General features: G+C 44.8%; 16 protein-coding genes. 1 reads left to right on the forward strand and 15 read right to left on the reverse strand.

What is annotated here, in order from left to right; genetic code table 11:
* Positions 1 to 3: 3 nt before the first annotated feature.
* Positions 4 to 1,059 (reverse strand): alcohol dehydrogenase family protein, encoded by a 1,056-nt coding sequence (locus ACYZZ0_RS03350; protein WP_461535159.1) that lies wholly within the window; start codon positions 1,057 to 1,059, stop codon positions 4 to 6.
* Positions 1,060 to 1,384: 325 nt separating this feature from the next.
* On the opposite strand from ACYZZ0_RS03350, the gene ACYZZ0_RS03355 reads away from it, so the two are divergent.
* Complete coding sequence (locus ACYZZ0_RS03355) at positions 1,385 to 4,879, forward strand: ankyrin repeat domain-containing protein (protein WP_461535160.1); 3,495 nt, start codon at positions 1,385 to 1,387, stop codon at positions 4,877 to 4,879.
* A gap of 253 nt (positions 4,880 to 5,132) precedes the next feature.
* Here the strand turns inward: ACYZZ0_RS03355 and ACYZZ0_RS03360 are convergent, their stop codons facing one another.
* From ACYZZ0_RS03360 to ACYZZ0_RS03425, 14 genes are all read right to left on the reverse strand, one after another.
* On the reverse strand, positions 5,133 to 5,771 hold the full coding sequence (locus tag ACYZZ0_RS03360; protein ID WP_461535161.1) for a hypothetical protein: 639 nt from the start codon (positions 5,769 to 5,771) through the stop codon (positions 5,133 to 5,135).
* Between the two features lie 24 nt (positions 5,772 to 5,795).
* Positions 5,796 to 6,254, reverse strand: coding sequence for a hypothetical protein (locus tag ACYZZ0_RS03365; RefSeq protein ID WP_461535162.1), 459 nt, complete (start codon positions 6,252 to 6,254; stop codon positions 5,796 to 5,798).
* A 254-nt stretch (positions 6,255 to 6,508) separates the two neighbouring features.
* Entirely contained in the window at positions 6,509 to 6,850 is a 342-nt protein-coding gene (locus ACYZZ0_RS03370; RefSeq protein ID WP_461535163.1) for a hypothetical protein, read from the reverse strand.
* 113 nt (positions 6,851 to 6,963) lie between these two features.
* Positions 6,964 to 7,428, reverse strand: coding sequence for an inner membrane protein YiaA (yiaA, locus tag ACYZZ0_RS03375; RefSeq protein WP_461535164.1), 465 nt, complete (start codon positions 7,426 to 7,428; stop codon positions 6,964 to 6,966).
* A gap of 88 nt (positions 7,429 to 7,516) precedes the next feature.
* Positions 7,517 to 8,035, reverse strand: coding sequence for a DUF4269 domain-containing protein (locus tag ACYZZ0_RS03380; protein ID WP_461535165.1), 519 nt, complete (start codon positions 8,033 to 8,035; stop codon positions 7,517 to 7,519).
* Positions 8,036 to 8,234: 199 nt separating this feature from the next.
* Positions 8,235 to 8,492, reverse strand: coding sequence for a hypothetical protein (locus ACYZZ0_RS03385; RefSeq protein ID WP_461535166.1), 258 nt, complete (start codon positions 8,490 to 8,492; stop codon positions 8,235 to 8,237).
* An 84-nt stretch (positions 8,493 to 8,576) separates the two neighbouring features.
* On the reverse strand, positions 8,577 to 9,548 hold the full coding sequence (locus ACYZZ0_RS03390; RefSeq protein ID WP_461535167.1) for an alpha/beta hydrolase: 972 nt from the start codon (positions 9,546 to 9,548) through the stop codon (positions 8,577 to 8,579).
* Between the two features lie 205 nt (positions 9,549 to 9,753).
* Positions 9,754 to 10,098: a carboxypeptidase-like regulatory domain-containing protein gene (locus ACYZZ0_RS03395; protein ID WP_461535168.1), complete on the reverse strand. Its 345-nt coding sequence runs from the start codon at positions 10,096 to 10,098 to the stop codon at positions 9,754 to 9,756.
* Positions 10,099 to 10,356: 258 nt separating this feature from the next.
* Entirely contained in the window at positions 10,357 to 10,629 is a 273-nt protein-coding gene (locus ACYZZ0_RS03400; RefSeq protein ID WP_461535169.1) for a hypothetical protein, read from the reverse strand.
* A gap of 53 nt (positions 10,630 to 10,682) precedes the next feature.
* A complete protein-coding gene (locus tag ACYZZ0_RS03405) occupies positions 10,683 to 11,135 on the reverse strand; it encodes a DUF6756 family protein (RefSeq protein ID WP_461535170.1) in 453 nt (150 codons plus the stop codon).
* 71 nt (positions 11,136 to 11,206) lie between these two features.
* Positions 11,207 to 11,647: a hypothetical protein gene (locus ACYZZ0_RS03410; protein WP_461535171.1), complete on the reverse strand. Its 441-nt coding sequence runs from the start codon at positions 11,645 to 11,647 to the stop codon at positions 11,207 to 11,209.
* Between the two features lie 62 nt (positions 11,648 to 11,709).
* Positions 11,710 to 12,663, reverse strand: a complete 954-nt coding sequence (locus ACYZZ0_RS03415) for a phospholipase D-like domain-containing protein (protein ID WP_461535172.1) — start codon at positions 12,661 to 12,663, stop codon at positions 11,710 to 11,712.
* A 99-nt stretch (positions 12,664 to 12,762) separates the two neighbouring features.
* Positions 12,763 to 13,656 (reverse strand): hypothetical protein, encoded by an 894-nt coding sequence (locus ACYZZ0_RS03420; RefSeq protein ID WP_461535173.1) that lies wholly within the window; start codon positions 13,654 to 13,656, stop codon positions 12,763 to 12,765.
* A gap of 119 nt (positions 13,657 to 13,775) precedes the next feature.
* Complete coding sequence (locus ACYZZ0_RS03425; protein WP_461535174.1) at positions 13,776 to 14,189, reverse strand: hypothetical protein; 414 nt, start codon at positions 14,187 to 14,189, stop codon at positions 13,776 to 13,778.
* Between the last annotated feature and the right edge of the window lie 566 nt (positions 14,190 to 14,755).

Below are 14,755 nucleotides of genomic sequence, written 5' to 3' on the forward strand. Positions count from 1 at the left end.
GGATCAGTCTTCAGATACGCTGATTACGATCTTGCCAATATGCTGTTTTTGCAAAAACATCTGCTGTGCTTCAACAATGTTCTTCAATGGGAAATGCTTTGCAACTACAGGTTTGATATCACCAGACTCAATACGGCTAACCAGATTGGCAAAAACATCCGGCTCCAGCACAGTGCAGCCAAAAAAACTTAAATCTTTCAAATACAGGGTTCTGATATCAAGCGCCACCCGTGGTCCTGCGATAGCACCGGCAACCGCATAACGCCCGCCAGGCTTCAATACATCAAGCAGCTCGGACCATGTATCACCGCCAACCATATCAATAACAGTATCGATACTGTTATTGCCGCAGACCTTCAACACACTTTCATCCCGAAAAACAACTTTTGAAGCACCCAGCGCCACCAGATCATCGGCCTTTGACGGGCTGGTAACCGCAATAACATCAGCGCCCCGCGCCTTTGCCAGCTGTACTGCGGCAGAGCCTACGCCACCGGAAGCACCGGTCACAAGAACGGTTTCACCCGCTTTCACATTGGAACGGGTTAACAGGTTTTCTGCAGTGGAGTAGGAGCAGGGAAATGAAGCCAGTTCAATATCGGACAAATCGCTGTTGACCGGGTAGGCATGGTGCGCAGAGACAACCGTATACTCAGCAAAGCCGCCGTCGCATTCTGACCCGAAATACCAGGGTTGAACCAGCGACTTACCATCCACTTCACGAATGCAGGGTTCAATTAATACCCTCTCACCTATCCGATCTCTATTGATATTGTCACCTGCAGCAACAATATGGCCACACACATCAGCCCCCTGAATACGCGGAAAAACCAGCGCATTGCCACTCCAGCTGGCATCTTCACTGGCGGCATCCGATTTCGAATACCAGGCTGTCCGGGTATTGATATCAGTATTATTAACCCCTGCAGCACTGACCCGGATCACCACCTCATTGGCACCGGGAACGGGTACCGGTAAATCCGACCGGTACTGCAGTTTGTCAAAACCACCGTGTCCGGTAAGAACAACACCACGCATAACTTCTGGTAACTGATACATGCCACAGCTCTGCTCGGTCAAAAAAACAACCTTACAGAAATTACCTTGTTAATGCTTTTCTTCTTTTCAGTTGTCGTGTCGTTCAGAGGCAGAAGATTACAGAAAAACTGAACAAATATGCCAGGTACAGGTCTATCCGAAGACGATTTTAACTCTGAAGCGGATCTATCTCGCCGTGAGGTTTTGTTTTCTCCTCTCCCTGGCTCACACCCTGGGAATATCAGTACTTCTCATATTTTTATCCTGTATTTCTGTCAGTTATGCTGATCCGCTGAAGCATAAGCGAGCTGTCATTGCAGTGGATTGCTGTCATGATGGCGCGATCGTGACCATCCAGTCCGATGCCCGGTGTACTTTCTGGCGCTGGAATCAGAAAAAGCAGGGATGGATTCCCCACCCCATCGATAAACCTGTCCAGAGCAGTTCCCACAACCCGAAGAACCTGAAAAATATTGTTGCACTGGAGGATCCCGGCCAATCAACCGATTACCTGGTGGCGATGACTCACACGATCTGGCAGTCATGGCCTGGTCAATACAAGGAACTGGCCAGAACAACCCCCTCCGCAGTCAAACCGTTTAGTGAACCGGCCGTCCATTTAATCCGCCTGCCCGGCGGTCATACAGCGGTTGCCGGTTATAGATCAGGCGATATGCAGTTGATGGGTCTCCCGATGCAGAACCGGAAGTTGGCACGGGGCTGGATTGACTGTTCCGGTTCCCAGCGCTCCATCGCTGTAATGACTGCAATCAGCGATACCGACATTGCTGTTGCCTACAGTGATGGCACGCTATCCATATGGCACCAGCTACCACCTCAAAGCAGCTGGCATGAGGAAGTGATCGGGCATGAACCTGCCCGTGTAACTGCGCTGATCGCACTGTCAGAAGAGAAGTTACTGACTGCCGCTGAAGACTTGTCGGTTAAACGCTGGTACCGCAAAGTTTCACAGCATAAAAGCAAGGGTTGGCACAGCAAAACACTTGATCATTCCCGTAGTAAAATCACCGCATTGGCCGTACTCCCTGACAAACGGGTGATTGCCGGTGATACAAACGGGCAGTTATCGGTCATGGAGGACAGGGGGAATCAATGGCATTGCAGTCCAGTGCCCAGCCAATTGCACTCAACCGCGGTTGAAAAGATCATTATTCTTCCTTCCGGAGAAGTTCTGACCCAGGCCCAGGGCGACTGCAGGGTTCAGATATGGGAGCCACCCTTACCAGAGAGGCTGGATACTGACGCTGGATATGCCGCACTGCATCGAGCCCTCACTGCACCCGATCAGCATTATCGAACGATAGCCAAACTCATATCGTCGCTGGGGGCATTTCCTCATCCCCCGCCACCCTGCTGTCTTTGCCAAACTGTACCAAATCCCTTGTGCCGCGTGATCTATGAGGTTCTCTGCCTGCCGTCGGGATATGACCTGAAGCCTTTCACCCTGCAAATGTTGCGAGCTGACAATATTAATTTCAGGGATCGTCATGGCACGCTGTTAAACCGTGCAGTCAATATCAGGATGGCCGCTCCGCTGGTCAAGGCCTTACTGGCAGCCGGTGCAGACCCTCATCAAATTGACCAGGACGGATTTACGCCGGTACATAAAGCGATTCACCTGCGAAATGCACCGGTATTGCAAATGATGGTTGCCCAGCAGATGGCCTATGATCTGACCGATCATTACATTGTATTAAAGCCTGATGATTTTCCAGGGGCTTTCTGCTGGTCCGGTGTCACCCGGGGAAAGGAATGCTTTCACGACTGTGAGCTGGAAACCTGCCTGTCATTTAGTGATATTTATCTCAGCAAAGACGGCAGCTACACACTGCAACAAGACTCAACCTGTCCCGACCTTGCCACGATGGTTGTCACTCCAAACCAGCCTGATCAGAACAATGTTCTCCCACTGCAACAGGCGATAAACGACGGTTCTCTGGCTGCTGTTGATTTACTGATGCGTGCCGGCGCCAATCCAACACATAAAAATACCGCCCGTTTCACCCTGCTGCATCAGGCTATGGCAACGGACACCAGACTTGCCATACGCATTATTGAATCAATCTGCGAACAAACATGCCACCCTGAAGCATCCGCTTTCAGAGTAAAACTGTCGGACCTGCATTGTCCTGACTGCCAAATTCCTTTTTGTGAAATGATTCATGAAGCCCTGCATCTGTTATTCAAGTCAGATCTTCAGAACATGAAGCTTGTTGACCATATTATCCAGATCATCAAACGAAAAAATATTGACTGTGGCTTTATGGGTGGCTTGAAGTGTAGTGCTCATCATGGCTATACCCTGTTAAGGCGTGCTGTCGTGACACCAGACTGGCATCCCATGATTATCCCTCTGCTCAAGGCTGGTGCAGACCCGAATGAAAAGCGTTATAACCAGATCAGTGTCTTTCATGAGGCCCTGCACCGGGCGCTACCCACCGAATTGCTGCTGCCACTTGTTTCATATGGCGCCAATATGGATGGGGAGTCGATTATTCATTGCGGCAGTGACCCCATGGAAGGCCACAAACTATGTATAAAAATCGCACGCATTGAGAATATTTCTGAAAGTCAGGAGGCTATCAGGCTGTTAGTGGAAGGTAAGATCAATGCCGTTGATGAGGCAGGTGACAGCCCTTTGCACCGTGCGATTCGTTCAGGGTCGGAACAATATCCTCTCACACTCATTCGCCTGGGAGCGGATGCTTCCCTGCAGGATAAACAGGGGTTCACTCCCATTCACTGGGCTATGGAACAGCGACATCCAATTCTGGAGTTTATTGGGTGTGGCATCAATTATGACGTTCAACTCTACTGTACTGACTGTTCAGTACCAGGTTGTGAGCTTGTTCACAGGCTTATCAGCAAAGGCTATTGCACCCGATTCAAAAACTTCGATCGCGGTATAACTGAGCTGGAACATAATTTTTTCTATGACGAAATACATCGACAAGCCCTGCTGGTCACCGCGGCCAAAAAAGATGACACCGAAACGGTCCGGCTGTTATTGAAGGCCGGAGCTGCGGTGCATCTGTGCCGAACAGATAAAACCGGTAACACCTCTGCTCATCTTGCTGCCCACAACCAGAACTACGACATGCTTGGCATGCTGCTGCGATATGGTGCTGACCTGACGATAATGAACAGTGAAAATGAAACGCCGCTGCATGAAATACTGGCCAGCTTTCCGGAAGCGCAGGTTATTCAGTTGTTGAATGGATATGCAGCATCGATACAACTGGCAGAAGGCGTATTACTTGGCACGGGTCAACCAGGAGTACATCCCGCGCTGGTCATGTTATTCCAGCGTCCGGACCCTGTGAGCGAACAGGTATATCAGGCCATCAATCGACTGTTCCCGGCGGCTTCAGGAAAATTACAGTCGCTGGCAATGAAAATACGTCGCTTACCGCCACTGACCTGCCCGGTTTGCTATAAACACTGGATCAACAAGGTGCCGTTTGATGTGCTTCCCTGCGGTCATGTACTTTGCCGAACCTGCCAGCAGCATATCCTGAAAGCAGAAGAAAAATCCGGTATCCCTGCAACCTGTAACATGTGCCGGGGCTATCGAATTACAGACGGCATTACCGTCAAACCTCCTGCAGACATATCAGTATTTTCAGCAGCACAACAACCCGAACTGAATGTTGTGGATGTATTCACTCAACGAGACACTACGAGCTATTGCAACGAGTGCTCACAGGCAGCAGTGTTGAATATTCTCCCCTGTGGCCATTTATGCTGCTCATCCTGCCGTCAGCAGTATTGTCCCCAGTGTGGTCAGACTGCCGAAGGGGCAGTAAAAATATTTCACTGATATCGATATGACCTGAAATAAGTAATTCCGGGCGCTGTTCTGGGAGCTATTCCGGGAGCTATTCGGGGCACTTGTATGAAGTAAGGAGATGATTACTGTTCAAAGTGACTCAGCCAATGCACTACATCATCCATATCAGTTTCAGTGGCTAAAAAATAAAATGCCTTTGGCAATGTTGCGCCCTTCCTTTTTAACGATCGAACCAGGTTCAGGTGCGCCTGCCTTAGACTGCACCTGAAACTGACTGCCGTAATTACATTAATTCAAAAGAACGAACAAATGCCTCTATCCTCGCTTCTGCTCCCGAGGTCATAATTTCTTGCCCTGGTGGCATTCTGTTGATCCAGATAAAGGCTATTCTGTTACCTTTTTTCATGTAAAAGGATGAATGAAGGGTGTCAAACCCTTCCAAACGACGTAGTCCCTCACTTCTCTCGGGGATTTTTTGACGGAATGTGGTTGTATCGACTTTCAGGCCATTGATATTGAGCGACCCTGAATTTATTTTTTCTAGCGCTGTTCCATAACTTTGCTCATAGTTCGCGGCAGATCTTTCCAGCAGTAAGGACAGGAAGCCTTCCTCATTCTGAACATTATCAAAAACCCGGACTCTGTAGACCTCTGCCGGCGCAGCTGAAGATGAAAACGCCACCTGAATTTCGCCAGCCTGATAGGACTCGGCAATTTCCATATACCTTTCGGCATAGCTTGCACTTTTGAAGGGAGAGTCAACTTTGAAGCTGTTATCTTTTGCGGTGTACTGGCTATTTTTGAAATCACCCTGGGTGAATTTTGGCGCAGGAATCATTCCGCCAATGGTGCCGCCTGTTGATGAGCAACCTGCCAGCATTGTTGACAGTATAACTGCTGAAAATAACTTTATTGTTTTCATGTTTTTATCCATTTAGGTTCGTTGTTATGAAACTGAAAGCACAGAGATGATGGCCTCGACTCGATATTCGGACTGTGAGCAGACGAAGATGTGATCCTTTTCTGTAATCAGGCAGTAGTAACAGGTCGATTCCGGCTCCATCAGCTGGGGAACCAGAGTGGCTGATCCTATAAAGTCTATAAACACATTTTTCTTCAGTGTCAGGAGATGAACCCCCTCATACTCATCAGCTGAAGTGATCGCATTCCGGTAAAAGTCATCCATCACAAAGTGGCAGACAACATCGTCAAAGATGACTCTGTAACGGCAGGAATTTTCCGTCGGCTCGATGGGATACGCCTCGATTTCGAGGCCGGAGATCGTTTCCGTGACTTTGCTGTCCAGTCGAGAGGCTTCTGTGACCTCAACACTCAAACAGAACGACTCGTGATCATAGGCGACCCGATCCAGAAACAGGGTAAGGCAGGTGTTAATATCTTTCATTTACTTTACAGCAGATAGAGAGCAGCCTCTCTGAGACTAAGAGATCAGGTAATAACAAAACGCTTGCTGACGTTCTATGATTCTGCCCGGAAAATCAATATATGCCCGGGGCTATTCACTTGTTCTTATTGATAAGTATCAGATTCAGCCCTGCCTGAACCTCAGGATTCAGACATCACTTAAACCTGATACTCTCCTGATTTGCAGTTAGTTGATCAAACTATCTTGTTCAAACCTTGTTCAAACTATCTTGATCAAACCACCTCGATAGCACCGTGATCATCACAGTGCCCTTCATGGACATGATGAAGCCTGCCGTCAACCAGGTAGTCGTAATGATCACCGTGCGGGATTTGTTCATGACCACAGCCCGGTCCATGAACATGGCCTGAGCCCGCACAGTTATCAATGGGGTTACAGATATCAGGGTTCTGATCACTGACTTCAATCACATGCTCATCATAGTGATCCTGATGCGGATGATGGAGATGACCGTCATGCACGTAATCAATATGCCCGTTATGCTTTATTGCCGTGTGACCACACCCTGCTCCATGCGTATGTTCCGGATGGCTATGGATTTTATGATCACTCATTTTCTGCCTCACAACATTTGAGCTTACACTGCCAGACTAGCATCGTATGCAAGGCAAGCCGTATGTGATTGACAGTTCGAGTCGTCATAAAACCGAAGACTTACATATCACTTTTAGCTGACAGACTCGGGTTGGCTGCCAACGGGCTCCACGTCTTCATAGTGATCGACAGTATTTTCGGCAGCGTCCACCGCCAGATCCCTGACATTCTTTTGCACGGCAACAGCAGCATACACACTCAAAATATAGGCCATGCCATAAAACCCTTTCTCACTGAGTTCCAGCGTAGCATTCCACAAGCCGACACCCAGCAGCGTGATCGAGGCTGCCAGAGAGAACCAGCAGATCGCATAATAGATGCCGGTGACATTGATGCCCTCCAGCCTGTCGCGCACTGACTTCTGCAGGGAAACCGCTGCAAACAGCCCGAAAAGGATCACCGCAAAGTAGTACCCCTTTTCATTCAATTGCATATCGGAATTCCATAATCCGAACAGATAGGCCCCCAAACCTGTCAATAAAGCGCCCCAGGAGGCGCCTACAAAGGCTGAAGTCGGTTTCTGGATATTATTATTCATTATGTGACTCCTTGTTTAGAATGTCGCAGCCAACGTCCTGAGCTATCGCGTTATATCAAGGCTGCAACAGATACGGCCCATGGGTCTGTTATTTTACTTTTGAGACAGATGACACAAGGGCTTCGTCCGACCAGTTTTCAATGTCGAGTATACACGTGTACGGATCTCCGGCTATTTGTAACAGGTGGCATATGGCCGGTTCGGTTTTCATACCTGTCGCTTTAAGCTTGCGGATTTTTTCAGCAAAGTCCGGGCCACCTGCAGCAACAAGCCGCTTCATAATTTGATAGTGACGATAGCCTGGCTGCAGCGCTACAGGTGTTTCCGAGGCAAAGATTTCAAACATAAAGCCATTGAAATGAAATACACCAACGACTCGGTCATCGCTCACTTTCAGGGTATCAGAACCAAAACCCTCAAGAATTGAATCCAGATCATTAACAAAAACATCACGGGCCTGATAGGAACAGACGATATCGATATCACTGCTATCGGTATCCAGCTCAACAAAGATTGTGCTGACGATTTCAGGGGAATAGTGACTGAGTTTACCTATAATGCCGGATTCACTTACCGCAGCCTCTGCCTGGTCAATTTTACTGCTCATATGTTCTACAATCCTGACCCATTAACCCTGTAACTCACTGGAGCAGAACTCTGGCTGACATCTGCCGACGCAGAAAGCCCCACTGGCTTTTGTTGTACCACTCAATCAGATGACTGCGTGAAATATCTGTACCAACAATATTCATATGATTTGCACTGGCAACAGTGTGGATGTGAATTTTTACACTGCAAATTCTATATCATCCAGATGAAGCCTGACTATCCGGTAATTCTTCAATATTTTTCAGGTTATTAAAATTGTTGAAAATATTTAGATTATTGAGATTGTTAAAGTTATTAAGATTATTGAAGTTACTAAAGCTGAGCTCAGATTTTAGATATTGAGAAAAGTTATCATACCAAAATGGAGTGGATAGGATTGCCAGACCAAAGGCAAGAGCGAACCAGGTGAGTTTTTTACGTGATTGCGGCATAGTATTCTCTTTATTCTGCGCCATGGACTAGCTGGGTAATAGCTAGGTATTAGCTAGGGAGTAGCTGGGTAATAGATGAGTAGCACCCAAATCAGAAAACCTCTTGTGTCATTTGGCCTTGCTTTTAATATGCCAGTCAACCAGGTGTTTACCTGAAATACCTGCATCAACAATATTCATATGATTGGCACTATCGACAATATGGATATCGATGTGCTGCTTCGTATCATCAAAAACCTCGCTGAATTTATCAGGATAAAAACTCTCATCATTTTCACCGACAAGCACCAGTGCAGGCATTGAGATGCTTGAAATATCCTCAAGGTAGTTGTTTGGCGCAAAATTCACCGCCATACGATACGAATAGCTATCAACCTGCAAGCTGTCGTTCCAGCTTTCCGGGCGATTGAACAGCAGCACGGGCAAGCCATTAAGTGCACTAAAACCAAGCCTGTTAATCATCTCCAGGCCAATCCATCGCTTCAGTGCAACGGTTACCCATTCGCCGCTATTGGGTTTGACGGTGGGCGCCTTATGACCAAGATAAGGCGCAATCAAAAGCAAGCCATCCGGTTGAGGTACGGATTTGTTGCCTACGTAGCGCAGCGCCATGCCGCCACCCGACGAGTGTCCTCCAAGTACAATACGAGTGCCGGCGTAGTGTTCTTTTACATAGCCAAACAAGTCTTCTATATCGTGATCCAGCTGGCCAATATAATCGATATCGCCCCGCGCCCCGTCATTGCGGCCATGCCCTCTAAGGTCCGGTGTGATCACTCTCATCGTCCCGTTCTTTGCCAGGAAAGAGGCTAACTGACTCAGGTATCGACTTTCCGAGCCGGAGCCGTGCAATAAAATCAGGGTGGTATCACTGTCAGCCTCATAGAGTCTGAAAAAGAGTGCCTTGCCATCTCTCAGGGTAACGCTCTGCTCACTTCCCTGCTCTTTTTGTTGTGTGCTTTGTTTCAGGGAGCTGTAGTCGTAGTTTTCAACCATCTTTTTTTCTGGAATCGGCCAATAAATTAATGTCAGGCAAATTCCAATGTAAACTACGAGTGAGATAAATAAAAATTTAATCATGGGTTTGGATATCTTTATACTTTTTAGTTTTTATTGTGGACAGTGAGCGCTGGAGTGGTTTTCTAATAGAAACTCTCGTATTTGAGATCTAATTACTACGAGACTGCTGTTTCAGAAGTTCTATTAAATGACTTTATAGCAAATCCGATCATAAATCCTGATGCAACAAAAAATGAGAGCGGTTTTTGATGTGCTTGTTAAGCATTTACTCGGCCTCCAATTGTATATCTCTTACTACTGTTGCGTAGCTGTCAGCCTCAAAGGCTACAGATTTATATCCAGGAGCTGAAACAAACACGGTACTAGATAGTCGGATAGCTGAAAAAGGAACCGGTGTCCAAATTCTAAGTTTACTTAATGAGTAATACCCATCTTTGTTTGTGGTGGTACTTTCTGATTTATTTTCCAATTGATTGTGTTGAATCAGTACCGTTGCCTCAATAGGCAAACCATTCTCATTAGTAACCCTCCCCTCAACGGCAGGACTAACTGCTATATTTACGCACCCTTGAAGGAAGATAAATGCAATTGTAAGTATCAGTGCTTTCATATGCTTAACAGTGGTTTATGCGAACAACTTTCGCTTAGCAAGCTAACTGTGCGAAAGGCGTAATTACCTGAAAACCAGCAACAGCAAGCCTTTCCGCCATGCTCGCTGATATGATGACTTTAACCGCCATGTCGGAAACTTAGGAAACTTAGGACACCCATGGTTTGAGCTAATAGAAAATATGGGTGTCCTATATTTTATTTTCCGATATTTTCCCGTCCTATATTTTTCCCAACCGAAGGCGACAACACCGCATTGTTATGTGTTTTCATTGCGGCCAAGCTTATTGTGAACAATGGGCACAAAAAAAGAACCGACTGAAATGATAAACCCCAAACCCATACCCCAGGAACCTACGGGGTGAAATACACCGAAGGTAAGAAGTGCAGTCCAGGAAGCGAATAACGAAAGAACGATTATTGCTGTGGCGATGACGCGGAAATCGCGCTTACCCGAACCATTGCGAGACCAGACCACCAAAATGATGGTAGAGAGGAGATTCAATATAAGTAGTGGGAACCCTGCGCTCATTTTATTCCTTTGGACTCAAAACATTGGTGTTACCCATTAAAAATGGACACCTATTAATTGTTTCTTAGCTCAATTTCAGCAACAACTTGCTTGCCAACACCTATTATTTGATTGTGGTGCGTTTCGCAGAGCAGCCAAGATTTGTCTTTTGGGACAAGATAATACTCAAAAGCGAAGCATTCACCTATGACTTGAACTGCGGCTTCGGTAGAAGCTTCGAAGATTGGATAATATGCTAGATGATGATCTTCGACTACAAACCACACAATCTCTTTTGGATCCGGGACCAGCTCAGGTAGCCGCTCAAAACCTTTAGGGTCACTACTGTTAAGAGATTCAGAAGGCTGCAAGAAGGCCTCCCACCACCATCGCCTATCTCCGCCCTCTACAAAGTGGCTAATCAGTTCCTTGTATAAAAAACCATCTTCATCCACGAGAAGACTGACGCTATTAGATAAGCCAAGCTTGCTTATGGCTTTTTCCACTTCCTTTAATACTTGGGACATAGTTTCCTGACATGTAACGCCAAATTCAGGTGCGCCGTAGTCGTCACCTGGAATTTTTTGTTATGCGATGGTTACGTGTCGTACTCGCCGCTATCCCACGGCTCAAAGAATGCCATGTAGTTACCCGGGAGCAACTCTACTGCCCATACTTCATCATCGTCTTCAGGTTCCCGAACTATAAGCCCTATATCCGTACCGTTATGCTTGACAGAAAACGGCTTAACTTCAATACGTTGAAACTGAACTTCACCGAGTTCATTTAGACGAGATAGATACTTTTCTCTTCTTTCATCATCATCGTATGAGCCTCTTGGACCCATAGCATCAATTTTTGAGTTGGTAAGATTACCATCAGCATCGAATAAGAAGAGAGCTATATATTCACAACCCTCTTTGTTCGGATATGCAGGTTCAAAAGGTGTTGTTAAAAAGAACTGAGATCCATCTTTTGTTTTACCAATATGCTCAGCATGATAATTATCATGATTTATTGCTATTTTTTCTGGTTTCATTGACTCGATATCTCTTGAATCGCATAACGCCTAAATCAGATGCGCCATAGGCGTCACCGGGATTACTTGTTAGGCGCCCACAGCTTGTTAGGCGCCCACAGCTCAAATAGTAGGTTTGATTGTTTTTGAGAAAGTTCTCTCGTTGTAGAGAGGCCAGAACCTAAGTTTGTAATGCCGGCTTGAACTGCCAGCTCTAGAAAATCTTCCCACTCATGGTAATAGTCTTCGTTGTATGCATAGTGATACGCTCTGATTTTCAGGGCTGAGTCTTCGCTGATATGTTTAATTGTGAAGTGACGATAAACATATTCTGGTGATTCAGAGCTGGAACTCTCTCGTTCAATAATTACAACTGAATCGCCAATTTTAACTTGATCATAAAACTTCGAACCTTGCTTTAACCAAAACCATGCAGGCTCTTCATTTTCTGATACTTCTATATTTTGGTTATCTTCTTCTATATGATTTTCATCCCCAGGATACGATGCATCATTCACGACGCTAATCATCCAAGAACGAGGCGTTTCAATATTTATATTTCGTTTTTTCCTCTTAGCCTTTCTATTTCTTTTAACTTCAATGCTTAGAATTTTGTCAATGTATTCCCTGTCTACTTTATGGGATTGCAACTTTAACTTTTCAATAGTTTGCAACGCTCCAGACATGACGTTTGGATGATCTGAAATTATCCCAATTTCATCCAGTGACTCTCTCGAATGAGAAGAAATATTTGCTGAACCAATATAAGCATGATGATCAAATACTATTGTTTTGGCATGCAAGGAATCACACGTATAAATTTCTACACCATTTTTAAAGGCATCAGATATGACTTTGGCAGACGTTCTTCCTGTTCCAATTGCATCTTCAGATATATCTGCAACTAATGTGTCGCCATAGGTGAATTGTATTGCTGTATCATCAGTTATGTATGAAACCGCAGCTTTCTTCCCTTTGGAATCACCACTTAACTTTTCGAGTTTATCCCAAAGATTATCACTACTTACTTCGATCATGAATTGGACTCTTGATGTTTTGAGGCGCCTAACGCCTAGTTCAGCCGCGCCGCCGACGGCGGCGTCGGGTGAGCGCAGCGAACAAACTGGAACCATTTATTATGAGCGAACTAGAGTTCCTTCAACACTCTCTTTGTTTAATGTGAATGTAGCGTTGAAGTATTTATCTAAATCGTTTTTTATATCTTCTAAATCTACATCTTTGCTCAAATATGTGAATCCATGCAAATCCAATGAACCTGTTTTTTCATCTTTAGTGGGAAAGAAATCCTCTATCAAATCTACTGCTTCAAGAGATTGCCAGCAAAAAGGAACTACTCCAGTGTGAACAAATGTGTTTGTCCATGTATTAATGTTTTTTAAAACTTCAATACTCACTGGGATTTCTAAATATTTATCATTTTCACCAAAGAAGTCCAATAGCTTACTTATAGGAATAAATTTAAATCCGCCTCCAACTTTTTCTACCTTTTCTAAGCCAATCATATTTTTAACTCTTATCTCAATAGCTTGACGTATCAAAGTAGGCATTGAAGAGAAGTTGAAATTTCTAGTAGTAGTTTCTGCTATGAATTTTTTTGTAAAATATGAAAATTTTGCGTGTAAGAAAAACTGATGACTTGCTAAATAATTACTACGACTAATTTTATTGTTCAGCTTGAGCATGTTCCCTGATATTTGATCAAGGATTGACGTGTCACATATCAGTTCTTGAGTTAATAGAATAAGATCAGATTCAGTTAATATGTTCGAATAATAGCTATTAAACTGAGAGTTTTCATCAATTACTTTATCTATTTGGTTGCAAGCTGATTTGCATTGAGCATAAAGCCAATCTTCATCAATTTCACTACTATATAAGTTTGTTAGATAATCACTGGTCTCTTTATCCGATAAAAAATCTTCTAATTTTAATTTTACACTTGATAAAGTTTTTTTGTTGAAACTGATATCTCTCATCGTAACTTTATTTAGTTCTTCACTTTGAATCACTAGATATATACTCCTAGCTCATAACGCCCGCTTAACAGGCAAATACTGGTTGGCTAAAATCCGAAGCGCAGCGTAGGAGCCAACCAGTATTTGTCCTTATTGAAGCGCTTGTTAAATTTTTATTTTGCCGCTTTACTACCAAAGTAAAAAGCTAAAACAGCAGTTAAAGCCCCCCAAAGTTCTTTAGGGACTTGTGACTCTGGGCGCATTATAACCAAATACACAATTGTTAATGTTATGATTATGCCGATTATTCCAGAAACACCACCGATACCATTTAAAAAAGCTGTGATACCTACTTTTTTGGATTTTCTAGAAACAAGCTCATTTAGGAGTGCTTGGTTTTTACATACTTCTGCTTTGTTCCCTTCGAGATATACGAAACAGTGATGAGATTCACCTGATTCATTTTCAAAATTTACCAGATAAAGAGAGCCGTCCAGAAATTCGGAATGATGATTAGCAATCCGAAAGTTTTTGCATTTATGTGCAAACTTCTCCGCTTCTTCAATTGCTCTTTCATGATTATTCATATAAAACTCGAAAGAAATTTAACAGTGGTTTATGCGCACAAGTGTCACATAACAAGCTATCTGCGAGAAAGGTGAACTTCTCTAAAAGCCAGTAGCAGCAAGCCCTTTCGCCGCACTCACTGCTTTTATATCTTTATTGTCCATGTCGCGCTTCCCGATTTGTATATTTGTCGCTTAACTTAAGCAAGCTTCACAAAGCCAAAATAAACCCATACAAACCAGGGCGTTACCCAGCAACAGCCAAAATCACATAGACGAACAGCATACGGCTCAACTGCTACAGGCACGCTACCGCCCCTCCGGACCCGAAGTACAATAAGTCAGGTTGCAACAGGGCTGTAGAGACAATTCTGAAGCTATCGTACCGAGTCCAGTCAGCTCAGTAAACGACATCAATTAGATACCCTTTGTGGAGCAGTCACTATTACCATTACGACAATTTCAAAAGACAGGATGGCAGTCATAACACTGAAATCTTTCAGGCCTCTATGAAGGGTCAGTACAACCGAAAAAATTGCAGCAAACTGCATACAGATTCTGAGTATCAGCGACTACGCCGGCTCCCC

Origin of the sequence: Spongorhabdus nitratireducens (genome assembly GCA_947387575.1) — a bacterium.
Taxonomy (GTDB): Bacteria; Pseudomonadota; Gammaproteobacteria; order Pseudomonadales; family Endozoicomonadaceae; genus CANDOC01.